Below are 26,321 nucleotides of genomic sequence, written 5' to 3' on the forward strand. Positions count from 1 at the left end.
CCCCTGTCTCAGCCATCCCGCGGCCCCGTCCTCATTCTGGATTCTGGATTCTGGATTCTGGATTCTGGATTCCTCTTACCTCTCGATCTCCCCACGGAACACCCGGTGCGCCCAGCCGTCCTGGAGGAGGCGGCCGTCCGGTTCCCGCCGGACGACGAACTCGCCGCCCTCCATCCGGACCTGCACGGGCGAGGACACCCACCCGTTGGCCAGGGCCGCGGCGGCCGCGGCGGCACTGCCGGTGCCCGAGGAGCGGGTCGGCCCCACGCCGCGCTCCCAGAAGCGGACCTCGAGCGTGTGGGTGTCAACGACCCGGAGGAACTCGACGTTGGCCCGGGACGGGAAGGCGGGGTGGTTCTCCAGCCGCGGCCCCGCGAAGGCGATGAAGGCGTCGTCGAAGGCCTCCACCCGGACCGACGCGTGGGGGTTTCCGGTGGAGAGGGCGGTGAGGGTCACGGGAACGCCGCCCAGGTCCAGGGTGAACCGGCGGGTATCCATCACCCCGTCCGGCAGGCGGACCGGCACGGCCCCCGGCTCGAAGGCGGCGGGCCCCAGGTCCAGCCGGAGCCGGCAGGCGCCCGGGACCCGTTCCAGGAGGGTCACGGTCCGGCTCCCGGCGAGGGTTTCCACCCGGAGCACACTCCCGGCGCCGGCTCCCGCGGATCCCGTGCCGGCCGCCTCCGGGTGATCCAGGAAGAGGTGCGCCGCCAGGCAGCGGAGCCCGTTGCCCGACATCTCCGCCTCGGACCCGTCCTGGTTGAAGATGCGGAACCGGACGGCCCCGGGCCCGCCGGGCAGGGGCTCCCAGAGGATCACCCCGTCGGCGCCCACGCCGGTGTGCCGGTCGCAGAGGGCCGGGACGGCGGTTTCCGGGCGAAGACCGCCGCGCTCCCACTCCCCCGCGGCGATCACCAGGAAGTCGTTCCCGCAACCGTGGCACTTGACGAAGGGCAGGGACGTCGGCATGGCACCCGCCCGGCTCAGCCGATCCCCAGTTCCCGCTTGAAGCGGTCGATGTCGGCGGTGACGCGCGCCCGGATGGCCGCCAGGTGCTCCGGCGTGTCCGCCTCGAAGCGCAGGACCAGGATGGGCTGGGTGTTGGAGGAGCGCACGAGGCCCCAGCCGTGCTCGAAGGTGGCGCGGACCCCGTCGATGTCCACGACTTCGTGCGCTTTCCGATAATGTTCCAGGAGGGCGCTCACGAGGCGTGTCTTGTCCGCCTCGGGGCAGGCCACGCGGATCTCGGGGGTGTTGCACGACGGGGGGATGGACCGGCGCAGTTCCTTCAGGGACTTGCCCGTGCGGTCCAGGATCTCCAGGAGCCGGCCGGCGGCGTAGATGGCGTCGTCGTAGCCGAAGTAGCGGTCGGCGAAGAACATGTGTCCGCTCATCTCCCCGGCGAGCCTCGCACCCGACGCCTTCATCTTGGCCTTGATGAGGGAGTGGCCGGTCATCCACATGAGGGGCCGTCCCCCCGCCCGGGCGATCTCGTCGTAGAGGACCCGGGAAGCCTTCACCTCCGAGAGGATGAGCGCACCGGGCTCGGTTTCCAGGAGCGCCCGGGCGTAGAGCAGCAGGATCTGGTCGCCCCGCAGGACCTCGCCGTCCTCGTCCACCACGCCGATGCGGTCGCCGTCGCCGTCGAAGGCGATGCCCAGGGCGGCCTTCTGGCGCCGCACCAGCCCGATCAGGTCGACCAGGTTCTCCTCCACGGTGGGGTCGGCCTCGTGGTTGGGGAAACGGCCGTCCACGTTGCAGTAGAGTTCCGCCACCCGGCACTTCAGGCGCCGGAAAAGCTCGGGGGCCACCAGCCCCGCCGTGCCGTTGCCGGCGTCCACCACCACTTTCGGGCGGGAAGGGAACTCGCCGAAGTGGTCGGCGAGGTACTCAAGGTAGTCGGGGAGAATATCCTCCCGCCGGAGCGAGCCGCTGCCCGTCTCGTAGTCCCCGGACTCCACCAGGCGGCGGAGGGCCTGGAGTTCGTCACCGAAAACCGACTCCGTCCCGCGGCAGATCTTGAGGCCGTTGTAGCCGGGCGGGTTGTGGCTGGCGGTGACGGCCACGCCGCCGCCGGCCTCCAGGCGGTGGATGGCGTAGTAGACCACCGGCGTGGGGCAGAGGCCGATGTCCAGGACATCGAGCCCCGCGGACCGGGCGCCGGCGATGAAGGCGGCGGCGTACTCGGGGCCCGACAGCCGCCCGTCGCGCCCGACGACGAGGTCGGTCTTCCCCGCCCGGCGGAGGAGGGTGCCCACGGCGCGGCCGAGGTGCTCCACCAGGGGCGGGGTCAGCTCGGAGCCGGCGAGGCCCCGGATGTCGTACTGCTTGAAGATGTGGGGGAACGGGATCTGCACCTCAAACCTCCGGGCGCGGGAATTTCGTCCGCAGCATGGCCCTGACGCCCTCGGGCACCAGGTCGCGGATGTCGCCGCCCCGCTGGAAGATGTCCTTCACCAGCCGGGAGCTGATGAAGGAGTACTCCTGGGCGGGGACCAGCAGGACCGTCTCCACCTCGGGCGCCAGGGAACGGTTCATGAGGGACATCTGCAGCTCGTACTCGTAGTCGGAGACGGCGCGGATGCCGCGGACGATCACCGTGGCCCCGTGGCGGCGGGCGGCGTCCACCGTGAGGCCGTCGAAGTAGATGGGCTCGGCCACGCCGGGCAGGTCGCCCACGGCCTCCCGGATCATGTGCATGCGCTCCTCGGGGGTGAAGAAGGCGGTCTTCTCGTAGTTGATGAGGATGGCGGGGATGACGGTGTCGAACAGCTGGGTGCCCCGCTGGAGGATGTCCACGTGTCCGTTGGTGAGGGGGTCGAAGGACCCCGGGTAGATGGCCTTGACGGGTCCGGGTTTCACTTTTTCCGCTCCTTGTCGCCGAGGATGACGATGCGCACCGGGACCACGCCCCCCACCAGCATCTCCAGGGCCCTGGCCGCCGCGTAGGAGACGTCGATGACCCGGTCGTCCACGAAAGGCCCCCGGTCGTTGATGCGCACCACCACCGTCAACCGGTTTTCCAGGTTCTCCACCCGCACCAGGGTGCCGAAGGGCAGCGTCCGGTGCGCCGCGGTGAAGTCGTTCATGTCGTATCGCTCGCCGCTGGCCGTCTTGCGGCCGTGGTAGGGCTTGCCGTACCAGGAGGCCTTCCCTTCCAGTTCGTGGTCCTTCGGGTCCACGGCCGGCGGTCGGGCCGACGCCCCCGCTCCCGTCGGCCCGGCGCCGCCGCTCCGGGCGACCGGCGGCAGGGGACGCTTGCGGGACCCGCAGGCCCCCGAGACCAGGGCCAGGGCGGCCAGGGCGACCACGGCAACCGTCCTCGGCATGGTGAGGCTCCTTCCGGAAAGTTGGCTCGCGGTGTCGGCCGCGGGCGGCGAGGCGCCATCTTACCCCAAACCCCGCGCGGGATCAACGGGAAGGACCGCCCGGCGAAACGTCGGCCCCGGCCGCCGGACGTGGGCCGTCCGCGCGGTTTCCGGTTGCATGTTTGCATCGACTCGGCTAGGATGTGCCCCGCGTCGACGGACGCAAAGGAGGACGCAATGAAATTCCATCGGACCCTGATCGTGTGGTGCTGGATCGGGCTGGTCGGATCGGTCGTGCCCGTCCGGGGCCAATCCGACGACGTCGAGCGGCTCAAGGCGGAGAACGCGGAACTGAAGTCGGAAGTCTCGAAAATGCGCAGCGACATGGACGAGATGCGGAAGACCCTGGCCCAGATGCAGGCGACCCTCGCGACCCTGAAGCCGGCGCCGGCCGCCGCGGCCCCCGCCGCCCCGGCCGTTCCCGCCCCCGCCGCGCAGGCGGCCGCGGCCCCTGCCCCCAAGGCGGAGAAGCCGGCGGTTCGAAGCAAGTACGCGGTGGACCTCTACGGCTACGCCAAGCTGGACGCCGCCTGGGACTCCTCCCGGACCAACCCCGGCAACTACGCCCGCTGGGCCGAATCGGAGGCCACCAACCCCGACGACTCCGAGGCCAACATCACCGCCAACGAGACCCGCGTGGGCCTGGACTTCACGGGCCCCGAGGGGAAGGGGATGAAGACCACCGGCAAGCTCGAGGTCGACTTCTACGGCGGGGGGACCGAGAACAAGCCCGTTCCCATGATGCGGCACGCGTATTTCCAGGTGGAGTGGCCCAAGCACGACTTCTCCATCCTGGCCGGCCAGACCTGGGACGTCATCGCCCCGCTCCTCCCCACCATGATCAACTACAGCCCGGCCTGGTGGGCGGGCAACATCGGCTACCGCCATCCCCAGCTCCGCATGACCAAGGGCTTCAAGCTGGCCGAGGGGACGAAAATCCTCTTCCAGGGCGCCATGGTCCGGACCATCGGCGACGCGACGTCCCTCAGCCCCGGCGACACGGGCGAAGACTCGGCGCTCCCCACCTTCCAGGGGCGGGCGGCGCTCCAGTTCCCGGGCCCCGGCAAGCAGAGCGTCGTCATCGGCGTCTCGGGGCATTACGGCCGGGACGAACTCGACATCACCAACACCGGCGTCAACGTCCGGATCCCCACCTGGTCCGCCAACGTGGACCTCACGATCCCGCTCCACAAGAAAATCGCCTTCAAGGGCGAGTTCTTCCGGGGCGCCAACCTGGACACGTACCTCGGCGGCATCGGCCAGGGCGTCAACCTCACGACGCTTCGCCAGGTCGCCACCACCGGCGGCTGGGCCTCCCTGAGCTTCGGGCCCTTCCAGAAGTGGCGTTTCAACATCGGCGGGGCAATCGACGACCCCAACGACTTCGACCTGAACAACAACGACCGCACCCTCAACGAGGTGTACTTCGGGAACGCGCTGTTCAACCTCAACGAGGCGGTCCAGATCGGCTTCGAGCTGTCGAACTGGCACACCAACTACAAGCGGAAGGCCTCGGGGGACGCCCTGCGTTTCCAGACCTCCTTCATCTACCGCTTCTAATAGCAGCCTCGATTTAGCGTCAGGCAATTGAAAACATGGCGCGGCCACGGCGGCCGCGCCATGTTTTTCTTTACCCTCACTGTGTTTTCGCTTATTCTGGGGGTAATTCGAGGTGAAGGGATCGGATCTACCCGCTGAACCAGGGACACGGCAACACCGGGCGGCCCTTCACCGTCGGCAGCGTCCGCGAGGAGGTTTCCGGTGAGCGCAAGAAAGGGATTGTGGACGGTCGGCCTGTTCGGTCTCCTCTGCCTCTTCTCCCCGTCCCAGGATCGTCCGGACGACCTGGCACGGGTGAAGGCGGAGAACGCCGAACTCCGGGAGGAAGTGGGCCAATTGCGGAAAGACGTGGAAGCACTGCGAAACGCCGTGGCCGAACTGAAGGGCCTGCTGGCGCCGAAACCGGCCCCGGAGTCGGTCGCCGCCGCACCGGCCGTCCCGGCCCCGACGCTTCCCCCTCAGGCGGTTTCCGCCCCGGAGAAAGCCGACCGGAACGCCGTCACCAGCAAGTTCAAGGTCGACCTTTACGGGTACGTCAAGCTGGACGCCGCCTGGAACACCCACCGCGTCAACCCCGGCAACTTCGCCCGGTGGGTCGAGTCCGACGCCGTGAGCCCCGACGACGCGGAGTGCGTCATCACGGCCAACGACACCCGGGTGGGCATCGACGTGACGGGGCCCGAGATGAAGGGCGTCAAGACCACCGGCAAGCTCGAGGTCGACTTCTACGGGGGCGGGACGGAGAACCGCCCCCTCCCCATGCTCCGTCACGCCTACCTCAAGCTGGAGTGGCCCCGGTACGACTTCTCGCTGATCGCCGGCCAGACCTGGGACGTGATCTCGCCCCTGTTCCCCTACATGATCAACTACAGCCCCACCTGGTGGTCCGGCAACATCGCCTACCGCCACCCCCAGGTCCGACTGGAGAAGGGTTTCCGGCTGGGCGGAGGGACCCGGCTCACCCTGCAGGGGGCCGTGGCCCGGACCATCGGGGACACCCTGGTCCCCTCCACCGACACCGGCCGGGACTCCCCCCTGCCCACCTTCCAGGGGCGCGCGGCCCTCCAGTTCCGGGGCTTGGGCGGCCGGAACGTCGTGATCGGCGTCTCGGGTCACCGCGGGCGGGACGAGATCGACCTCGACACCCACGGCCGCAGCGTCACCGTGCCCAGCTGGTCGGGCAACCTCGACTTCAGCTTCCCCCTGTCCGACAAGGTCCTGCTCAAAGCCGAGATCTACCGTGGCGCGAATTTGGACGAGTACTTCGGCGCCATCGGCCAGGGCATCAACCTCGCGACCAACCGCGCCATCGGCGACACCGGCGGGTGGGTGTCCCTGGCCATGGGGCCCTGGCGCCGTTGGCGGTTCAACCTGGGCGGCGCCATCGACGACCCCAACGACGACGACCTGAACGTCGGAGACCGCACCCTGAACGAGGTCTACTTCGGAAACGCCCTGTTCGACGTCAACGCGGCGGTCCAGATCGGCCTGGAGCTGTCGAGGTGGCACACCTCTTACAAGGGACGTTCGCCGGGCGACGCCCTGCGGTTCCAGACCTCATTTATCTATAGATTTTGAGCGCTTTTCTCGGATATGATGCCTTCTTTTCGGCCGGCTGGAAGGCCAGTGCGGCAAGAGGAGGTGTTATGAACGCAAAGGCGCCGATTTCGCAACGCGTCGAGGGAGCGCCGGCACCCGGCCGGCAGCCCCGCGCAGATCGACAAACGAGTGCCGGCCGGATACCGGCGCTTCCGCTCCCCTCGAGACGATCGAGAGTGGCGGCTTTCCTTGCAGCGGCATGGCTGACATCAATTTCCGGTTTTGTGATGGCCGTACCGACCGAGTGGGTCCCCTGCGGGCCGGCGAACAGCCGGGTCCGCTCCATGGCCCGGGACCCGGCCGCCCCGAACCGGCTGTTCGCCGGCCTGCAGGGCGGCGGGGTTGTCCGCAGCGACGACGGCGGGCGCACCTGGGTTCCGAAAACCAGCGGCCTGCACATCCCGAGGGTGGGCATCCTGTCCTGGAACCCGACGGCACCCGAGGTGGTCTACCTGACCACGACGTCCGGAGGGGTTTTCCGGAGCGGGAACGGGGGTCGCGATTGGGTCTGCATCAACGGCGAACATATGTCACTGATCATCTGGGCGTTGTGCGCGGACCCCTCCGATCCCGACGTGCTGTACGTTTCGGCGACCAACACCCGCCTTTTCAAGTCGCTGGATGGCGGGACAACCTGGTTCTCGATCAACACGGGCATCGAGGGCCAGCTCACCGGCAGCCTGGACGTCGATCCCTTCGCCCCGCAGCACGTGATGGCCAACACCGGGAAGTACTATCTCACCACCGACGGCGGTGCGCACTGGAACCGGGTTTCGACGCCGGGCGGGGGGGAGGTGCACGGGTCCGTCCATTTTGATCGGCACGTGGCCGGGCGCGTGTACACGGCGGCGTCCACCAAGGGGATGTACCTGAGCCGGAACAACGGTTCCTCCTGGATCAAAATGGCCGGCTTGCCATCCTTCGCTTATTTCCGGAGGATCTGCTTCTCCCCGGGGCCGGAGCATGCCGTCTGTGCATGCACCGACCGGGGGCTCTTCTGGTTGGACCGGGGCACCGACACCTGGTTTCCCGACACCCGCGGCCTGGGGGAATCCGCGGTGGTCTCGGTGGTCTTCGACCCCGACGACCCCGGCGTGATGCTGGCGGGTACCGATTCCGGCGTCTACCGCGTCGCGGGAATCGACGAAAACTGGGCCCCATTCGGGACCGGTCTTCCCGCGGGACCGACGGGCGCCGACCTGCTGCACATGGGAACCCGGGGAATCCTGGCGGCCCCGGAGGATTTTGTCGGCGTCTTCCGCAGCGACGACGGCGGGATGAACTGGGCCCCTTCCCGCGGCGGCTTGATTGCGTCCCCCGTCCGGGGGCTCACCTTCTCCGGCTCCACCCTGATCGCGGGAACCGAATCCATCGGGGTGTACACCAGCACCGACGGGGGCGAGACGTGGATCGACCCGGGCAACACCCCCTCCCGGGTCGCGACCCTTGCCACGGACCCCGGGGTGAGCGGTGTCGTGCTCATGGGCACGCTGGGCGACGGGTTGAAACGTTCCGAGAACGGCGGGCAGACCTGGACAAGCGTGGGAGGTTGCCCGGGGTCGGCCTATTCGATTGTTTTCGACCCGGTGGATTCGTCCGTTGTGTACGCCGGTTCGGACCAGGGGATCGTGTATCGGTCGACGGATCACGGGAGGAACTGGGCGGTTCTCGTTCAGGGTCTGACCCCCTGGTCGGTCCTCGCGCTGGCCACGGACCCGTTGAGCCGGCAGTTGATCTACGCGGGGACCGGCGCCAACGGTCTTTTCCGGAGCCAGGACGCCGGCGCCACGTGGTCCGCGGTGAACAACAGTTTCCCGAGCACCTACGGCTTCGCGATGACGGTGGATCCCTTGACTCGGGCTGTTTACGCAGGCTCGACGATGGGCGTGTACCGCAGCCTCGACCTGGGTGACACCTGGGAATCGGTGGGCCAGGGCCCGCCCGGTACCGTGTGGTCCCTTCTCCTCGTCGATCGGCCCTGCCCGACCATCCTGGCCGCCTGCGGTTCGTCGGGCATCTATTCCTGGTCCTACCACCCGGACGGCGATCTCAACCTCGACAACACCGTCAACGCCCTCGACGCCGTGCTCATGGCTTCCCGCCTCGCCGGGCTGAACGCGGAATTCGCACCCGGCGAGAACGGCGACGCCACCGGGGACGGGCGGGTGGACGTTCTGGACCTGCTGTTCATCTCACGGCGAGCGACGCGATAAAGGAGACGGCCATGCATCCTGCGATCCGTATTTCAGTCCGCGTGTTGTCTGCACTCGTCCTCGTGGCCGGGATCGGGGGGGCGGGAGCCGCGGAAGCGCCCCCGGCTTCGGGCAGGGAGTGGCTGGACATGACCTACCCCTACGACGAGAAGACCGTCTACTGGCCGACGGCGGACCCGTTCCGCCTCGAGAAGGTCTTCGCGGGGGAAACCGACGGCGGCTACTGGTATGCCTCGAACAACTACTCCGCGTCCGAGCACGGGGGGACCCACGTCGACGCACCCCGCCACTTCGCCCGGGGAGGGCGCACCATCGACCAGGTGCCCCTGGGGGAGTGGATCGCCCCGGCGGTGGCAGTGGACGTGCGGGAGGCCTGCGAGAAAGACCCCGACTACCTCCTGACGCCGGCGGACCTGGAATCCTGGGAGAAACGCCACGGGAAGATCCCGGCCGGCGCCTGGCTGGTCATGGTCAGCGGTTGGGACCGTCGCTTCTACCCCGACCGGTCAAAGGTCCTCGGGACCGGAAAGACGGGGGCCGCGGCGGTCCCGGAGCTGCACTTCCCCGGGTTCTCCCCGGAGGCGGTGGAGTGGGCCGTCTCCCAGCGGGGGATCATCGGCATCGCCATCGACACCCCCAGCATCGACCGGGGGCAATCCACCGACTTCCGGACCCACCGGGTGGTGTGCGGCCACGACCGCCTGGCCCTGGAGAACCTTGCAAACGCGGAAAAACTTCCGCCGCGGGGGGCGACCCTCTACGTGATCCCCATGCTCATCGCCGGCGGGACCGGCGCCCCCGCCCGCGTCTTCGCGCGCCTGCCGAAAAAGTAAAACCCCTCGGGAGAGGGGTTTCGCTTCGGCTTCCGGCCGGGTAGCCCGAATTCCGCCCCCCCACGGGGGGCGCAGGGTCAGCGGCGTCAACCCCGGCGGCGGGTGGCCAGGGACCGCCCGACGCTGGTGGGTGAACGCGCGCCGGCGGCGGAGGACCCGCTCGCCGAGGCGACGGTCCCCGAACCCTTCCGGGTCTGCATCCAGGAGTCGTCCGAGCCCCCCTTGCTCCAGCCGGAACCGGTCCCGTCCGACTGGACCGGCTGGGCGTCGGCCATCTCCTGGATGGACCCAAAGAGGTCCCGGCTGTCGAGGGTGAGGGCGGGCCCGGATCCGGCGGTCGTGGGCGGCCGGGAAGCGGCGGTCGTCTGACTGGCGGCGCCTCGGGCGACACGTCCGGTCCCGCCTGCCGAACGGGCCCGGGGGGCGGAGGCGCCCGCCGGGGTCCCTTCCGTCGTGGTCGGTGTGGGAACATCCTTCAGGATGATGGGTTTGGGCCCGGACGGGGGTGCGGTGGCGTACTCGGGCTCTTCCGAAGACCCGCACCCGGCACCCGACAGCGCCCCCGCCAGGAGGATCGCCGTCACGCGGATCACCCGGAAAACACGTCTGGAAGACTCACCCATGCCGTTCTCCTTCAATTCTTGTGCCGCTGGATCTTCGGCCAGGCTTTCTGCTCGATTTCGGTGCCCTGACCCGCGGAAGGCGGCGGCGCGGAAGCCGGGGGGGGCGGGGCGGCCTGCCCCGGCCTGGCGGCGTTCGGCGGGGCGGCGGGAGGGGCTCCCACCTGGGACGGCCTCGCGCCGGTCGCTTCGTGGATGGACCCGAAGAAATCCTTGTTGCCGATGCTGACGACGGCCCCCCCGGGGGAGGCGGGGGCCGGAGGGGTCGATGGGTTGGCCCCGGCGACGGCGGCGTCCGGGGTTTCCGCCGCCTCCGGGGTCCCGCCCCCCGCAGCCCGGGCCGGGGTGCCGGAGCCGGTCGTCCGGCCGGGGCGGAGGAACGGCCCGGCGCCCGGGGTATTCTCCGGGAGGGGAGGCGGGGGGGAAGGAACGGCGGGGGCCGTGACGTAGATGGGCGGGGGGCGGTTCGCGTCAGCCGCTTCCGGGATGTCCTCCCCGGACCCGCAGCCGGACGCCGCGGTCACCAGAAGAACCAACGCCAAACCTGTCAGAACTTTGCCAGTCACTGGCCACCTCCGTGCCCAAGGCGGCGGGCCGGCAACCCGAACGGGGCGTTTCGCCCGTCCGGCACCCGCCGCTTTTCTCCCTGAGGTCCATTATCCCACCCGGCGGCGGATTCCGTCAAAGGGGAATTGCGGTCTCAGGCGTTTTCCCCGAACGCGGCGGGGGGAGGCAACCCGGGACGCCGAGGGCGAACCCGGCCCGCGTGGAAGGACAGGGCGGGAGAAAACACCGGATGAACACGGACAGGTGCGGGTGAGATGAAAAGGGTTTAACCGCAGAATACGCGGAAAAACGGGAAACGCGGAGAAGACGCGACGCCGCGTTCGGGTCGGCGTGGCCTTCCGAGCGCGGCGTCGGGGAAACGAAAAAGCCGGGTGACCGGGGGGGAAACCCCCGATCACCTCCGGCGGCCATTTACTTCGACGGTTCGGCCGGCTTGGGGGCCGGCGCCGGGGCGGGGGTCGGAACCGGAGCGGGTGCCGGGGTCACGGCCTTCGCGGGCGCCGGGGTCGGGGTCACGGGGCGGGGGACCCTCGCCTCCGCGGGACCGGAGTGAGCCGGGGGAGGGGCCGGCTTCGGAAAGTAGACGTCGTTGTAAACCACGGGGACCGCCTTCTGGATGGCATCCACGGCCTGTTTCTGCTTGTCGGCGCGGAGCATGTTCTCGATCTCCATCCGGACCTCGTCGATGGACTTGGTCTTCTTCTCCGTCACCTTGATGATGTGCCAGCCGAACGGGGTCTTGACGGGGGCCCCGATCTCGCCGACACCGAGGGTGAAGGCGACCTTCTCGAAGTCGGGGACCATCCGCCCCCGGGAGAACAGGCCCAGGTCCCCGCCCTTGGCGGCCGAAGACTTGTCGTAGGACTCCGCGGTGGCGATGGCGGCGAAGTCGGCCCCGGGCGTCGTCACGATCTTGTAGATCTCGTCGGCCTTGGCCTTGGCTTCCTCGTCGGTCAGTTCCTTCTTGCCCTCTGGAAGGGCCCCCGGGCCGCCCTTGGCGCGGATCAGGATGTGCGAGGCGCGGATCTCCTCGTAGCGGGCCTTGTTCTGGTCGTAGTAGGCCTGGACTTCCTCCAGGGGGATGGTGACCGTCTCCTGCACCTTCTGGACCAGGCTCTGCGCCAGGGTCTGCTCGGCGGAAGCCCAAAGGCGGCTCTTGACGACGGGGTCCTCGTCCAGCTTGCGGCGGCGGGCCTCGTCGGCCAGGATGATCATGTTGGCGATGTTCTCGGCCAGGGATCGGCGGCTGTTGACGGTGATCATGGCCCGCGACCGGGCCGGGATCATGTTCAGGAACTGCTCGAAGTCGGTCACGGTGTACTTCCGCTCGCCGATGGAGAGGACCACGGTGTCCTTCGGCAGCTTGCTCCCCGGGTCCTCCTGGGGCGGCGGGACGGTGGAGGGCGGCATCATGGGCATCGGCTGGGGGGCGCCCGAGGACGGCTGGGGGGCCGGAACGGGCTTGGGCGTCTCGGCGGGCTTTTCGCCGCCCGTGGTCTTCGCGGGGGCGGCGGCGACCGTGGCGTCCTTCGGGGTCACCGTGGGCTGCTTGGCCTTGGTTTCCTCCGCCGCGACCGACAGCGTGAAGAGGGCTGCCAGGAAGATCAGGGTCGTCGTCAGGCGTGCTGCGATGGATCGGTTCATGGGTGACACTCCTTGTGCGTTGTTTGAATTGGGGTTGCCGGCTTCCGGATCCCGGTCTGCCGGACGATCGTTCATTTTACCAGCCAGAGGTCCCGTTGAAAAGAGGAGATGAACTCCCCTCCCCCCGGGGTGACGATGATCATCTCCTCCACCGTGGCGACACCGTGCCCCGCGATGGGGACCCGGGGCTCCAGGGTGAAGACCTGCCCTTCCTCGATCTTCTGCCACGGGACCTGGCCGTAGCGTTCCCACCTCGGGCAGAAGAGGACGCCGCCGTCGTGGGCGGAGCGTCCGACCTGGTGACCCAGGGCGTGGGGGTACTCGGGAAATCCCCGGGAAACGATGAGGGACCGGGCCACGTCGTCCACCACCCAGCCCTCGACCCCGGGCCGGGCCGCTTTCGCCGCCTCGGCGATGGCGTCCACCACCGCCCGGAAGCCTTCCTCCACCTCGGGCGGGGCCGTCTCCTCCCCCTCGCGGCAGACGTACCACGTCCGCTGCAGGTCGGAGCAGTAGTCGTCGATCCGGAGCCCGAAGTCCATGTTCATGACGTCCCCCCGCTCGACGGGGCGGTCCGAGGGGCCGGTGTGGGCCTCGCCGGCCCGGGGGACCCCCGTGAAGCAGGACGGGCAGTGATCGGTGGACCAGGCCGGCTCGAAGCCGCGCTCCCGGGTCATGGCGGTCAAACGGTCGGCGATCTGCCGCTCCGTGAGCCCCGGGCGCAGGTGCTCGCAGAGGTCGCGGTAGAGCCGCTCGGTTTCCTCCACGACCCGCTTCAGGCGGCGGATCTCCTCGGGGGTCTTGCGACCCCGCAGGGCGGCGACGACGGCCTCGGAAGAACAGAACCGTCCCGCCCAGGGGGTACCCGCCAGCAGCTTCTCCAGCTGGAGGAACATGCCGTGGGTCAGCCCGTCGGCCAGGCAGTTGTCCAGGGACCAGTTCAGGGCAATGGAGGCGGGATTCAGCTCACCGAGCACCTGCAGGAGCGAATCGCGGATGCCGCCCACGTAGGGGACGATGCGCTGGTAGTGCCCTTTCTTCTCGACCTCCGCGGTGTCCAGGCTCCCCAGAATGGCCACCGTCTCTCCCGACCGGTGGATGCAGAACGCGGACTGCCACGTGCAGCCCGAGCCTACCACCAGGTCCATGGAGGGGTCCCGGTTGGTGCCGGACTCCCGCACGAAGACGAGCCACAGGTCAATGTTCAGCTCGTCCAGAATCCCCGCCGCCTGCGCGATCTTTTCCCGGATCATGTCTGCGCCTCCTCTGGGACAGTCATTTTTGCGACCTTGTCAATTCTAAACTCTTCGTTCGTGTGGTTCGTGTGGTTCGTGGTTCAATTCCCGTATCTTTAGTGTATTTCGTGTATTTCGTGGTTCCCCCTCCGGTTCATCCGGCCTGGGTTTCACCGCGGGAGCCGGCCCCCGCCTCCGGTCTCCCCGCGGCGCCGTCCCCGCTTCCCCGGTCGGATTCCTCCCGGACCAGGCGGGCCAGGTAGGCGAGGAGTTCCTCCACGTCCTCGGCGCGGGTCCGGTAGTTCTGGAAGTTCACCCGGAGGGCGAGGGCGCGGCCCCCGAGGCGGGTCCGGGAGATCCAGAAGCGCCCCTCGCGGTCGATCCGCTCGTGGATCCGCCGGTTGAAGTCGTCCAGGGCCTCCTCGTCGTTCTTGATCGACGCGGGCCGGGCCCGGAAACACACGATGCCCAGGTCGGGGTCGTGGAACAGCTGCATCACGGGGTCCTTCCGCAGGGCGTCCGCCAGGCGGCGCGCGAAACGCAGGTTCCGGCTCACCACCTCGGCGTAGTACCGGCGGCCCAGGAAACGGAGGGTCATCCACAACTTGAGGGCCTTGAAATTCCGGGACCCCTGGAGCCCGTACTCGTAGAAGTCGGTGTGCCGGCCGTCTTCCCGCTTCTGCTCCATGTAGTAGTGCGGCTTCGTCGCGAACCCAGAACGAAGGTCCTCGCCGCTGCGCACCAGGAAGGCCGCGCACTCGAAGGGGACGAAGAACCACTTGTGGGGGTCCAGGGTGACCGAGTCGGCCCTCCCGATGCCGTCGAAACGGCCGCGAACGCCGGGGGCCAGGAGCGCGGCCCCCCCGTAGGCGGCATCGACGTGAAACCAGGCGCCGAACTCGGCGGCGATGTCGGCCAGCGGGTCCAGGGGGTCGATGGAACCGGTGTTGGTGCTCCCCGCGATGCCGACGACGCAGCCGGGGACGATCCCCTGGGCGCAGTCGGACTCCATCAGGCGCCGGAGCGCCTCCGGGTCCACCCGGTAGCGGTCGTCCACCGGGGCCAGCCGCAGGAAGCGGGTGCCCATCCCGAGGAAATCCATCCCCTTCTCGAAGGAGTAGTGGACCTCTTCGGAAGCGTAGACGGCCACGGGGTACTCCAAGCCCCACAGGCCGTCCTCGGCGACCTGTTTCCCCATGGCCCGGGCCCGGGCGAGCTTGAGGGCCATGATGTTGGCCGTGGAACCCCCGCTCACCAGGATGCCGAAGGCCGTCCGGGACGGCAGGCCCGCCAGCCGGCAGAGCTCGTCCACGACGGCGAGTTCCACTTCCACCCCGGCGGGGCTCTGGTTCCACAGGGAGCAATTCTGGTTGAAGGCCGCGGCCAGCATGTCGGCGAAGATCGCGGGGAGGGCGGGAGGCGGGTTCATCATCCCCAGGTAGCGGGGGGAGGCCACCCGGGTCAGGCCCGGCATCACCACCCGCTCGACCTCCCCGAGGAGTTCGTCGAGGCCGGCGCCCGTTTCCGGGAAGGCCCCGCGGGAGAGGGGCTCGAAGTCGCCCGGCTCCGCCTGCGGGTGGACGGGGTTGTCTCCCAGGGACCCCCAGTAGGACAGCAGGGTGTCCAGGAAACGGTTCCCCATCTCCCGGATCCTCGCCGGGTCGTCCGGGAGGCTTTCGTCCATTCGGATATCGTTCGGCCGGGCCCCAACGCCCGGATCGTCTTCTTTCACGTTCCCCTCGTCGCCGGCGGGTCCGAGCCGCCGGGCCGCTCATTATACATCACAAGCCTGTAGCAAAAGCCCAAAAAGAGGGTTAAAATATGCGGCAATGTCGATGGGGTGAACGGGAATGCCACGGGACGACGAAAAGGAAACAGGGCGTGAGACGGCCCGGGTCGGGGCCGACGACCCGACCGCCATGATGGACCGGACGCTTCCGCTCGAGCCCGGTGCGGACGGCGGGACCCTGGCGATGACCCTCGACGACGGGGAAGGCCTTCCCCGAACCTTCCGGCCGGGGGAACTCGTCGCGGGGCGTTACCGGGTCGCCCGTTTCATCGGGCGGGGCGGCGTGGGCGAGGTCTACGAGGTGGAGGACGAGGAGCTGCACGGGCGGCTCGCGCTGAAAACCCTCCGGGCCGACACCGCCGGCGCCGAAGCCGTGGGGCGCTTCAAGCGGGAGATCCAGCTGGCCCGTCGGGTCACCCACCCCAACATTTGCCGCATCTATGACATGGGTTACCACGATTTTTCGCCGGAGCCGCCCGGGCCCGGTCGACGGGTCGCCTTCCTGACCATGGAACTGCTCCGGGGCGAGTCGCTGACCGACCTGGTCCGCCGGCGGGGAAGGCTCCGGACCCCGGAAGCCCTCCCCATCATCCGGGAACTGGCCGCCGCCCTGGACGCCGCCCATGCCACCGGGATCGTCCACCGGGACTTCAAGGGCGCCAACGTGATCCTCGCGGAGGGGCCCTCCGGGACCCGGGCGGTGGTCACCGATTTCGGGCTGGCCCGCACCGTGGAAGGCGCCGATGCCTCGCTCACCTTCAAGACCTGCCAGAGCAGCGTGCTGGGCACCCCGGCCTACATCTCGCCGGAGCAGCTTGACGGCAGCCCCGTCACCCCCGCGGCGGACCTCTACGCCCTGGGCGTCGTCATCTACGAGATGGTGACGGGTCGGCTCCCCTTCACCGGGGACACGCCGGTGGCCACCATGGTCAAGCGGCTGGTGGAGCCGCCCGAGCCCCCCCGGCTGCACGTTCCCGAGCTGGACCCCCTGTGGGAGTCCGTCCTGCTCCGGTGCCTGCAGAAAGACCCCCGCCGGCGGTTCCAGCGGGCGGGAGCGGTGGTGGAAGCCCTGGAAGGGAGGCGCCCGGTGCCCGCCGATGCCGACACCGAGGTGATCCCCCGGCCGGGACCGCCCGCAGCGGCGACGGTCGCGGCGCGTCCCGCCCCCGGCCCCCGGCCGCCCGCCCCGGCAACCGGCCGCCGTCTCCCGTGGCGGGTGATCCTCCCGGTGCTCGCCCTCGTCCTGGCCGGCGGCGCCGCCCTGGTGTGGATCGGCGGGATCGCGGGAAACCGGGGGCCGGAGCCCGCCCCGGTCCCGCCCCCGGCCCTGCCCCCCGCACCGCCGGCCGCGGCGGTCCCCGCACCCGCCCCGGTGACGGCCGCGACTCCCGCCCCCCCGGCCGCCCCGGCGGTTTCCCCCGGGGCCGCGATTTCCCCCGGGGCCGCGGCGTCGCCCGCCCCCGTCGTCCCCGCTCCACCGGTCACGGCGGCCGAAACGACCCCGCCACCGCCTCCCGCGGCAGACCCGGCCGCGGACGCCGAAGCGAAGGCCGCCGAGGCGGGGAACGCCCTGTCCGCCGGTCGGACGGCGGAAGCCGCCCGCCTCTTCGGCGAAGCCGGTGACCGCTTCGAGAAAGCCGGGAAAAAACAGCGGGCCCTGCAGGTGCGGCTGAACCAGGCCGAGGCCGACTACCGGCTGGGAAACCTCCACGCGGCCTACGACCGGGCTCGCCTGGTGCTCCACGCCGCCCGCGCGGGCGCTTTCCCCCGCGAGCGTTCCGGGGCCCTCCTCTGGCAGGGGTGGTCGCTGCTGAGCCGGGGAATGCTCGCCGACGCCGAGCGGGCGTTCGCGGAGTCGCTCGACGCCGCCCCCGACGGCGTCGCCAAGGCCGCCGCCCGTCTGGGGAAGGCCGCCGTGACCGTCTACCGGAACCGCCCGGACGAGGCGGCGGCCATGGCCGAAACGCTCGTGGGCGAGTTCCGCCGGCTCAACCGCCCCGCGGACGAGGCGCTCGCCGGCGCCCTCCTGGCCCACGCCCGCCTCCAGGCCCGGAAGGCGGAGCCCGCCCGGGCCGCCGTGGACGCCGCCACCGCCGCCGCCCGGGGACAGGACCTGTACACCCGGCTGTCCGTGATGATCATCGAGGCGGCCGTGCGCGGCGCCGCCAAGCTCGAATCCGTCTACCTCGATCGCATGGACGCTCTCATGCGGCGGGCCGCGGCCTCGGGTTTCGTCGGGCTCAAGCTCCAGGCGCAGCTCCTGAAGGCCTACCTGGCCCTGGGGATGAAACAGCCCCTCAAGGCCCTGGAGGCGCTCAAGGGGCTCGAGTCCGAGGCCCTCTCCCGCTCCTTCGGCCTCGTTACCCTCCAACTGGCGGCGCTCCGGGAAAAGGCCCTCCGCGCCGCGCCCACGGAAAACTCCCCGACCGACCGCACCGACCCCGCCCCTCCGGGCCGGGTCCGACCCCGACCCTTCCGCCGGTGATCCCGCCTTGTGAAAAAGGTGTGCAAAACCTTGCTAGTTTGAACATCCGGAGCAGGATATCGTAACCCCATGCGTTTTCAACAAAATTGTAACGCATTGATTTTAAGTTACTTGCAGAAATATTTCAACCGGTGCACCGTCTGCGGGTTCCGCAGACCCCGTTTTCCACAGATTTTTCCACATATCGGGTTGTCCCGTTGTTTTTCTGGAGTTCCGTGACCCCCACCCGGCGTAAACGACGCACCGGGCTTCGGGGCCCGGCGGCGGATGGATTTTGCAAATGATGCGCATTATCAAGGTGAAAGCTCAGCCCGGGGCGCTTCGGTGAGGGCCCTGGAGTTCGAGTGCACGCTGGTAGTCCGAAGACGAATTGATGTTGAAGAGGGTGTGTTTCCAGAACGGGTCGCCGACCACGTCGATGACCCGGACGGGCAAGCCGGCCCAGAAGGAACGCATGCGGTGATCGCCCCGGCGGATGGCGTCCTCGACGGCGGGGAGGCAGGCCTTGCGGTAGACGCCGAAGAGGGGATGCAGGCCGTCCGCGGTGCGCAGCACGACGACCGGGGCGTCCCCCGAAATCTCCCAGAGGCGTCGCAACGACCGGGAGGTGACGAAGGGCATGTCGGCGGCCACCACCACCCCCGCCTCGGCCGCCATGGCGGCCAATCCCGCCCGGAGGCCGCCCAGGGGACCGATCCGCGGTTCGTCGCTCACGAGGCGGATGCCGGGGATCTCCGCGGCGAGACCGGGCTGGAAGGGCCCCACCACCCAGGTCTCGACCAGGGTGGCCGCCACTTCCGCCGCGATCCGGGAAAGCAGCGTCCCCTCCCCCCAGGGGAGCCGGAGCTTGTCCCGGCCCATGCGCGTGCTGTCGCCGCCGGCCAGGATGAGCCCGGCCGCCGGCAGGACATCGCTCCTCATGACTCCCGGACCCGCTCGGGATGGGTGTAGATGTTGCACCGCCCGGCCCGGGCGAATCCCACCAGGGTGATCCCCTGCGCCTCGGCCAGCTGGACGGCCCCGGCAGTGGGCGCCGACCGGGAAACCAGCACGGGGACCCCGGCACGGGCGGCCTTGAGAACGATGTCGCTGCTGAGCCGGCCGGTGGTGACCAGGAGGGAACCCTCGCCGGGGGGCCACCCCTCCCGCAGGGCGTGGCCGACGACCTTGTCCACGGCGTTGTGCCGGCCGATGTCGTCGCAGGTCCGGGGGAAACGCCCGCCCGTCCACAACCCGGCGGAGTGAACGCCCCCGGTGTCCCGGAACAGTGTCGAACTCCCGATCAGCGTCCGGACCGCCTCCAGGATTTCCCCGGCCGGGTGGCAGGCCCCGGACCGGACGGCCGGAAAGTGCCCGGTCCAGTAGGGCGAAATCCGGGAGATCCCCCGGCCGCAACCGGACGTGAACGTGCGGACCACGTCGGGCAGACTGGGGCGGTTTTTCGTCCCGAGGGCGACGGTGACGGCGTGCAGGCGGGGATTGACCGAGACCTCGCGGATGTCCGAGGGGTCGTTGAACGCGCACTCGCCGTAGAGGAAACCCAGCGCCAGTTCCTCCAGTTCCTCGGGCAGGGCCATCAGGCCGGCGACCTCCTCGCCGTCGACCCAGATCCCGATCCGGGCCTCGTTCACCAGGACGTCCCGGCAGGCCCGCAAGGCCCCTTCTGCGAACCGAACGATGTCGTGTTCTTCCATGTCCCGCCTCCCGCCGAATGATAGCACCTTCCCGCCCCGGTTGCCATACCGCCCGGGCCGCTTCGGCGGGTTTGCCGCACGGAATTCCGCCGGGACTTCAACCGGCTGTTCCGCCCCTCCCGAATCCTCCCGAATTCACGCTGAAGCGGCGTTTTTTTTATTGGAATCAGGGCCGATTTTCCATACAATGCCCCCTCCCGGGCCCTGCAAGCGACGACCGGGAAAACACCATCCTAAATGTAACGAGGTAATGCCGATGAACGCAACCGAAAAGACCCCGAACCGCTGGCTCATCGCCATCATGGGCACCCTGCTCATGGTCTGCCTGGGCACCGTCTACGCCTGGAGCTTCTTTCAGAAGCCCCTCATGGCCAAGTACGGGTGGAGCAACTCCGAGGTGATGTGGGCCTTTAACCTGGCCATCTGCTTCCTGGGCCTGGCGGCCGCCTGGGGCGGGATCAACCTGGCCAAGTTCGGCCCGACGAAGCTGGCGGTCAGCGGCGGGGTCCTCTTCGGGCTCGGCTACCTGCTCGGCGGTTTCGCTCTCAGCCAGCAGTCCCTGCCCATGCTCCTCGTCGGTTACGGGGTGATCGGCGGGTGCGGCCTGGGCCTCGGGTACGTCACCCCGGTGGCCACCGCGTCCAAGTGGTTCCCCGACAAGCAGGGCCTGGTGACCGGCATGGTGGTCATGGGCTTCGGCTTCGGCGCCCTGGTCATGTCCAAGCTCCTCGCGCCCGAGTTCATGAAGATGACCGGCGGCAACCTGGTCCAGGTGTTCTACTACCTCGGCGCCCTCTTCCTGGTGCTGTGCATCCTCTTCGCCGCATTCATCAAGAACCCGCCCGCCGGCTACGTGCCCAAGGGCTACACCCCGCCGGGCGGCGCCGCCAAGGCCGCCGCCGCGGCCTCCGACGAGCACCCGCTGTCGAAGTACCTGTCCTCCCCCAAGTTCCTCATGATGTGGATCGTGTTCTTCTGCAACATCTGCGCGGGCATCGCCATCATCTCCCTGCAGTCCCCCATGATGCAGGACATTCTGAAGAAAACCGACGCGGCCCTGACCCCCGAGGCCCTCGCCGCCGCCGGGGCCACCCTGATCGCCATCAGCGCCCTCTTCAACGGCGTCGGCCGGTTCCTCTGGGGTGGCCTCTCCGACAAGCTGGGCCGGGCCAACGTCTTCCGCCTCCTGCTTCTCACCCAGATCGTCGCCTTCATCATCATGGTGTTCACCGGCAACCCCTGGATCTTCGGGGCCCTGGTCTGCTACGTGCTCCTGTGCTACGGCGGCGGCTTCGGCACCATGCCCAGCTTCGTCAAGGACGTCTACGGCGCCAAGCTGATGCCCAAGGTCTACGGGGTCATCCTCACCGCCTGGTCGGCGGCCGGGGTGGTGGGCCCCCAGATCTTCGCCATGATCAAGGACAAGTTCGCGGACAAGGCCTCCATGTACTCGTTCTACACCGGCGCGGCCTTCCTGGCCCTCGGCCTGCTGATCGCCCTGTTCCTCAACGACAAGCACCTGACCTTCTCCGCCGAGGAGAAGAAATAGCATCAACCCGCTCAGTTTCGGGGCCGGTCGGACCCGGCCCCGAAACCCGTCGGGGCCCCGGGCCGGAACCGGGCCCCGCAAAGGAGGTACGAACACCATGGCCTACAAGATTCTCGTCGTCGATGACGACTTCGATCTGGTGCTCCCCATCAAGATCACGCTGGAAGCCGAAGGGTACGAGGTGTCCACCGCGGGCAACGGCAGCGAGGCGCGCAAGTGCATCGAGGCCTCGAAACCCGACCTGATCCTGCTGGACGTGATGATGACCACCGAAACCGAGGGCTTCGACCTTGCCTGGGAACTCCAGGAGAACGCCGAAACCCGGGACATCCCCATCGTCATGCTGACCGCCATGTCCCAGTCGGAAAACTACATCGAGACCTTTCAGCACATTTCCGAACGGCCGTGGCCCGTCAGCGTCTTCCTGGAAAAACCGACCCCCGCGAAGAAGCTCCTCGAGACCGTCCGAAAAATCCTCAAGTGAGCCGGTCGCGGACAAGGAGAAAGGACATGTCGAACCTGAAGATCAAACTCGACGGCCGGGACGTGGAGTGCCGGCGCGGGCAGACCATCCTGGAAGTCGCCCGGGAGAACGGCGTCCGCATTCCCACGCTCTGTTACCACCCCCAGGTCAGCCGCACCGGCGCCTGCCGGCTGTGCGTGGTCCGGGTGAACAACACGCTGTACAAGACCGCCTGCACCGAACCGGTGGCGGACGGGATCAACGTCGTCACCGCGGACCCCGACCTCTTTGCCGTCCGGAAGGGGATCCTGCAGTTCCTGATGACCGAGGGTGACCACAATTGCCTCTACTGCGAGGCCAACGGCGGCTGCGAACTTCAGGCGCTCTGCTTCGAGCATGGGATCGAGGAACCCCCGCCCCCCGGGCTGCCCCGGAACCGGCGCACCCGGGACGTGGCCTCGAGCGAGGGCCTCCGGCGGGAAGAGAACCGCTGCGTGCTGTGCGGCCGGTGTGTCAAGGCCTGCGCGGAGATCCAGATGAACCGCGTCTGGGACTTCGCGGGCCGGGGCTCCCACGCGAAGCTCACCACGGGGATCGGGGACCTGCTGGGGAACTCCGACTGCGTCCAGTGCGGACAGTGCGTGCAGCTCTGCCCCACCGGCGCCCTCTCCTTCCAGACCGTGCTGGGCCGGGGGCAGGCCTGGGAACTGTCGAAGGAGTCCAGCATCTGCATCTACTGCGGCGTCGGCTGCAAGATCGACTTCTTCACCAACAAGGAGGGCAGGCTGGTCAAGGCCGAGGGTGCCCTCGACGGGCCCAACGAGGGCCACCTCTGCGTCAAGGGGCGCTTCGGTTTCGACTTCGTCCAGAACGCGTCCCGGCTGAAAACGCCCCTGGTCCGGAAGAACGGGGAACTCGTGGAGGCCGGCTGGGACGAGGCCCTCGCCCTCGTGGCGCAAAACATCGGCAAGGTGAAGGCGGAACACGGCCCCGACGCCGTCATGGCCTTCACCTCCGCCAAGTGCTCCAACGAGGAAAATTACCTTCTCCAGAAAATGATGCGCGCAGTGGTCGGCACCAACAATGTCGACCACTGCGCACGCCTTTGACACAGCTCCACGGTCGCCGGTCTGGCGGCCACCATGGGTTCGGGAGCCATGACCAACTCCATCCGGGAGATCCCGCTCTCGGAAGCGTTCCTGGTCATCGGGTCCAACACCACCGAAAACCACCCCGTCATCGGGGCCATGATCAAAAAGGCCGTCATCCGGGGCGGCCGGAAGCTGGTGGTCGTCGACCCCCGGCGCATCGAGCTGGCCCGTTACGCCGACGTCTTCCTGCAGATCCGGCCGGGGACCAACATCGCCATCCTCAACGGCCTGATGCACGTCATCCTGCGCGACGGCCTCCAGGACGCGGATTACGTCCGGAACCGCTGCGAGGGCTTCGACGAGCTGGAGCAGGTCCTGCGGAAGTACACCCCGGAGCACGTGGCCGGGATCTGCGGCCTGGAAGACCCGGAGCAGATCGTGAAGGCCGCCCGGCTGCTGGCCTCGGCCAAGCCCATGGCGGCCTACTACTGCATGGGCATCACCCAGTTCAAGTCCGGCGTGAACGGCGTCAAATCCGTGGCCAACCTCCAGATGCTCCTGGGCAACATCGGCGTCCCCGGCGGCGGCGTCAACCCCCTCCGCGGCCAGAGCAACGTCCAGGGCGCCTGCGACATGGGCGGCCTTCCCAACGTCTTCACCGCCTACCAGCCGGTGACCAGTCCCGAGGCCCGGCAGAAGTTCGAGCAGGCCTGGGGCTGCCCGCCGCTCCCCGACAAGCCGGGCCTGACCATCGTGGAGTCCTTGAACGCCGCCCTCGAGGGCCGCGTGAAGGCGCTCTACGTCATGGGCGAGAACCCGGTCCTGTCCGACCCCAACCAGCACCACGTCATCGAGGCGCTGGAGAAGCTGGATTTCCTGGTGGTCCAGGACATCACCCTCACGGAGACCGCGCGCTATGCCCACGTGGTGCTCCCCGGCTACGCCTTCCTCGAGAAGGAGGGCACCGTCTCCAACACCGAGCGCCGCGTGCAGCGGATGCACCGGGTGGTCGAGCCCGCCGGCGACGCGCGGGAGGACTGGTGGGTCCTTCGCGAGGTGGCCAACCGGCTGGGCGCGAACTGGGCTTACGAATCCGCGGAGGAAATTTTCGAGGAGATCCGCAAGCTCACCCCGTCCTACGCGGGCATGACCTACGAGCGCCTCGACCGGGAACTCCTGCAGTGGCCCTGCCCGACGCCGGGCCACCCGGGGACCCAGTACCTGCACAAGGACCGCTTCGCCCGGGGGATGGGCCTGCTCACCGCCATCGAGTACACCCCGCCCGCCGAGGAGACGGACCCCGAGTACCCGCTGGTGCTGACCACGGGGCGGCTCCTGGAGCACTTTCACACCGGGACCATGAGCCGGAACTCCAAGATCCTCAACGAGATCGTCTCCGAGCCCCACGTGGAGATCAACCCCGTCGACGCCCAGAATCACCACATCACCGACGGGGAAGTGGTCTCCGTCTCCACCCGGAGGGGCAGCATCCGCCTGAAGGTGCTCCTCAGCGAGCGCCCGAAGGCGAACGTTCTCTTCATCCCCTTCCACTTCCACGAGGCGGCCGCCAACGTGCTGACCATCGACGCCCTTGACCCGGTCTGCAAGATCCCCGAGTACAAGGTCTGCGCCTGCAAGTTGGAAAAAGTGTACCCGATGGAGGGCGAACGATGAGCGAGACGAACCTGATCCGAACCGTCGTGGAAAAACACGGCCGCGACCGGGAACACCTGCTCCTGATCCTGCGGGAACTCGAGACCCTTTCCGGGAAGAACTTCCTCGCCCCTGACGTCCTGCGCGGCGTGGCCGAGGAGATGAACCTCCCCCCGAGCGCCCTGGCCGGGTTCGTGGACTTCTACACCATGTTCAGGACGACCCCCCGGGCCCCCTACCTGATCCGCGTGTGCAAGTCCGCGCCCTGCCACACCATGGGCGCCATCAGCGTGTTCGAGGCGATCCGGGACCTCCTGGGCATCGGCGAGGGCCAGGTCAGCGCCGACGGCCTCTTCTGCCTGGAGCGCTGCGAGTGCCTGGGGGTCTGCTCGGTGGCCCCGGCCATGATGGTCAACTATGACCTGCACGGCAACCTGACCCCCGAACGTCTCGCCTCCATTTTCAAGACCTACCGGGAGCAGGCGGCTGCCGGCGGCTGCCGTTGCGGCCCCGAGACGGAGGCCGTGGCGACCGTCATCGAGGACGACCGCCAGGCGCGGCGCCTGCTGGAGAACATCGGGAAGGTGGACCCCGGCAGCATCGGGAGCTACCTGGAGCACGGCGGCTACGCGGGGCTCCGGAAGGCCCTCGGCATGACCCCCGCCGAGGTGGTGTCCGTGGTCAAGGAGTCCGGTCTCCGCGGCCGCGGCGGCGCCGGTTTCCCCGCCGGCCTGAAGTGGTCCTTCGTGGTCAAGGGGCCCATGCAGAAGTACGTGATCTGCAACGCCGACGAGGGCGAGCCCGGCACCTTCAAGGACCGGGTCCTCATGGAGGGCAACCCGCACCTGCTTCTCGAGGGGATGGCCCTCTGCGGCCTCGCCACCGGCGCCACGACCGGTTACATCTACGTCCGCGGCGAGTACCGCCGCTCCATCGAAACCCTCCAGCGGGCCATCGACCAGGCCCGGGAGAAGAACTACCTCGGAAAGGACCTTCAGGGCTCCGGGGTCGACTTCGACGTCTTCATCAAGGAGGGCGGCGGCGCTTACGTCTGCGGCGAGGAAACCTCCCTGATCAACTCCATGGAGGGCCTTCGCGGCTACCCCCGGTTCAAGCCGCCCTTCCCGGGCCAGGCCGGTTTCCGGGACCTCCCCTCCACCGTCAACAACGTCGAGACCCTGATGTCCGTCCCCCTGATCCTGGAGAAGGGCGCCGAGTGGTTCAAGGAACTGGGCACCCTCTCCGCCCCCGGGACCAAGCTCTACTGCCTCTCCGGCAGGCTCAACCGGACCGGCCTCGTGGAACTCCCCATGGGGGCCACCCTCCGGGAAATCATCGACGTCTACGGCCAGGGGATGAAGGGCGGCGGGACCTTCCGTTTCGCCCAGGTGGGGGGAAGCGCCGGCGGGATCCTGGGTCCCGACCTGCTGGACCTGCCCCTGGACATCGACACCCCCCCCAAGCAGGGCGTCACCCTGGGCTCCGGCGTCGTGCTGGTGTGCGACGAGACCGCCTGCCCCGTGGATTTCCTGCTCCAGATCCTCTCCTTCTTCGAGCACGAGTCCTGCGGGCAGTGCATCCCGTGCCGCGTCGGGGTCTCCCACCTTCACCATCACGCCCGCCGGCTGGCGGAACGGACGGCCGACGTCGCCGAACTGGACCAGATGCTGGAGAAGGCCCGGATGATGAAGAAGGCCTCCTTCTGTGCCCTGGGCCAGTCGCCGGTCATGCCCGTGGAGACCATGCTGCGGAATTTCCGGGCCGAATTCGAGAACCACTGCAACCCGGGGCACGCCTGCCCCGCCTGCGACCGTTCCCTGGCACAGTACTACCGCGGCGGGTACCCTTGACGGACCCGTCTCGGCACCGGTGATCCCTACCCGCCCTCCCGGCGGGTTTTTTTTCGTGTCGTCAGCCCGGGGCGGCGCGGGAAGAGAGCCCCTCGTCCGACCGCCGCCCCC

Annotated in this window: 20 protein-coding genes; 9 read left to right on the plus strand and 11 right to left on the minus strand. The window is 68.8% G+C overall.

The window, feature by feature from the left end; all coding sequences use genetic code 11:
• Positions 1 to 75 precede the first annotated feature (75 nt).
• From dapF to KA419_08280, 4 genes are read right to left on the minus strand one after another with little or no spacing between them, the layout of a single operon-like run.
• Entirely contained in the window at positions 76 to 966 is an 891-nt protein-coding gene (dapF, locus tag KA419_08265) for a diaminopimelate epimerase (protein ID MBP7865932.1), read from the minus strand.
• A gap of 14 nt (positions 967 to 980) precedes the next feature.
• Entirely contained in the window at positions 981 to 2,348 is a 1,368-nt protein-coding gene (locus tag KA419_08270) for a phosphomannomutase/phosphoglucomutase (GenBank protein ID MBP7865933.1), read from the minus strand.
• Between the two features lie 7 nt (positions 2,349 to 2,355).
• On the minus strand, positions 2,356 to 2,859 hold the full coding sequence (gene coaD / locus KA419_08275; GenBank protein ID MBP7865934.1) for a pantetheine-phosphate adenylyltransferase: 504 nt from the start codon (positions 2,857 to 2,859) through the stop codon (positions 2,356 to 2,358).
• Positions 2,856 to 3,326, minus strand: a complete 471-nt coding sequence (locus tag KA419_08280; protein MBP7865935.1) for a septal ring lytic transglycosylase RlpA family protein — start codon at positions 3,324 to 3,326, stop codon at positions 2,856 to 2,858. The genes coaD and KA419_08280 overlap by 4 nt, the downstream gene beginning before the upstream one ends.
• Positions 3,327 to 3,542: 216 nt before the next feature.
• On the opposite strand from KA419_08280, the gene KA419_08285 reads away from it, so the two are divergent.
• From KA419_08285 to KA419_08300, 4 genes are all read left to right on the plus strand, one after another.
• Positions 3,543 to 4,925 (plus strand): hypothetical protein, encoded by a 1,383-nt coding sequence (locus KA419_08285; GenBank protein MBP7865936.1) that lies wholly within the window; start codon positions 3,543 to 3,545, stop codon positions 4,923 to 4,925.
• A 201-nt stretch (positions 4,926 to 5,126) separates the two neighbouring features.
• Positions 5,127 to 6,503: a hypothetical protein gene (locus KA419_08290; protein MBP7865937.1), complete on the plus strand. Its 1,377-nt coding sequence runs from the start codon at positions 5,127 to 5,129 to the stop codon at positions 6,501 to 6,503.
• Between the two features lie 248 nt (positions 6,504 to 6,751).
• Positions 6,752 to 8,737: a hypothetical protein gene (locus KA419_08295; GenBank protein ID MBP7865938.1), complete on the plus strand. Its 1,986-nt coding sequence runs from the start codon at positions 6,752 to 6,754 to the stop codon at positions 8,735 to 8,737.
• An 11-nt stretch (positions 8,738 to 8,748) separates the two neighbouring features.
• A complete protein-coding gene (locus tag KA419_08300) occupies positions 8,749 to 9,570 on the plus strand; it encodes a cyclase family protein (protein ID MBP7865939.1) in 822 nt (273 codons plus the stop codon).
• Positions 9,571 to 9,656: 86 nt separating this feature from the next.
• Here KA419_08300 and KA419_08305 read toward each other — a convergent pair whose 3' ends face one another.
• From KA419_08305 to KA419_08325, 5 genes are all read right to left on the minus strand, one after another.
• Positions 9,657 to 10,193: a hypothetical protein gene (locus tag KA419_08305; GenBank protein ID MBP7865940.1), complete on the minus strand. Its 537-nt coding sequence runs from the start codon at positions 10,191 to 10,193 to the stop codon at positions 9,657 to 9,659.
• 11 nt (positions 10,194 to 10,204) lie between these two features.
• Positions 10,205 to 10,756, minus strand: coding sequence for a hypothetical protein (locus KA419_08310; GenBank protein MBP7865941.1), 552 nt, complete (start codon positions 10,754 to 10,756; stop codon positions 10,205 to 10,207).
• Between the two features lie 412 nt (positions 10,757 to 11,168).
• Positions 11,169 to 12,401: a peptidylprolyl isomerase gene (locus KA419_08315; GenBank protein ID MBP7865942.1), complete on the minus strand. Its 1,233-nt coding sequence runs from the start codon at positions 12,399 to 12,401 to the stop codon at positions 11,169 to 11,171.
• Positions 12,402 to 12,472: 71 nt separating this feature from the next.
• Positions 12,473 to 13,654, minus strand: a complete 1,182-nt coding sequence (locus KA419_08320; GenBank protein MBP7865943.1) for an aminopeptidase P family protein — start codon at positions 13,652 to 13,654, stop codon at positions 12,473 to 12,475.
• A 136-nt stretch (positions 13,655 to 13,790) separates the two neighbouring features.
• Positions 13,791 to 15,320: a hypothetical protein gene (locus KA419_08325; GenBank protein MBP7865944.1), complete on the minus strand. Its 1,530-nt coding sequence runs from the start codon at positions 15,318 to 15,320 to the stop codon at positions 13,791 to 13,793.
• A gap of 166 nt (positions 15,321 to 15,486) precedes the next feature.
• On the opposite strand from KA419_08325, the gene KA419_08330 reads away from it, so the two are divergent.
• Positions 15,487 to 17,910 carry a serine/threonine protein kinase gene (locus tag KA419_08330; GenBank protein ID MBP7865945.1) on the plus strand — a complete coding sequence of 808 codons (2,424 nt, stop codon included), beginning with the start codon at positions 15,487 to 15,489 and terminating at the stop codon, positions 17,908 to 17,910.
• A 306-nt stretch (positions 17,911 to 18,216) separates the two neighbouring features.
• Here KA419_08330 and KA419_08335 read toward each other — a convergent pair whose 3' ends face one another.
• Positions 18,217 to 18,831 carry a molybdenum cofactor guanylyltransferase gene (locus KA419_08335; GenBank protein MBP7865946.1) on the minus strand — a complete coding sequence of 205 codons (615 nt, stop codon included), beginning with the start codon at positions 18,829 to 18,831 and terminating at the stop codon, positions 18,217 to 18,219.
• Entirely contained in the window at positions 18,828 to 19,604 is a 777-nt protein-coding gene (gene fdhD / locus KA419_08340) for a formate dehydrogenase accessory sulfurtransferase FdhD (GenBank protein ID MBP7865947.1), read from the minus strand. The genes KA419_08335 and fdhD overlap by 4 nt, the downstream gene beginning before the upstream one ends.
• Positions 19,605 to 19,860: 256 nt before the next feature.
• Here fdhD and KA419_08345 point away from each other — a divergent pair, with 256 nt between their 5' ends.
• The 4 genes from KA419_08345 to KA419_08360 all read left to right on the plus strand — a co-directional run bounded on the left by KA419_08345 (position 19,861) and on the right by KA419_08360 (position 26,210).
• Positions 19,861 to 21,153, plus strand: coding sequence for an OFA family MFS transporter (locus KA419_08345; GenBank protein MBP7865948.1), 1,293 nt, complete (start codon positions 19,861 to 19,863; stop codon positions 21,151 to 21,153).
• A gap of 97 nt (positions 21,154 to 21,250) precedes the next feature.
• Complete coding sequence (locus tag KA419_08350) at positions 21,251 to 21,637, plus strand: response regulator (protein MBP7865949.1); 387 nt, start codon at positions 21,251 to 21,253, stop codon at positions 21,635 to 21,637.
• A 26-nt stretch (positions 21,638 to 21,663) separates the two neighbouring features.
• Positions 21,664 to 24,381, plus strand: coding sequence for a formate dehydrogenase subunit alpha (gene fdhF / locus KA419_08355; protein MBP7865950.1), 2,718 nt, complete (start codon positions 21,664 to 21,666; stop codon positions 24,379 to 24,381).
• On the plus strand, positions 24,378 to 26,210 hold the full coding sequence (locus KA419_08360) for an NAD(P)H-dependent oxidoreductase subunit E (protein ID MBP7865951.1): 1,833 nt from the start codon (positions 24,378 to 24,380) through the stop codon (positions 26,208 to 26,210). Before fdhF ends, KA419_08360 begins: the two co-directional genes overlap by 4 nt.
• Positions 26,211 to 26,321: the final 111 nt, after the last annotated feature.

This window comes from Acidobacteriota bacterium, from assembly GCA_018001935.1.
GTDB lineage: Bacteria > Acidobacteriota > JAAYUB01 > JAAYUB01 > JAAYUB01 > JAGNHB01.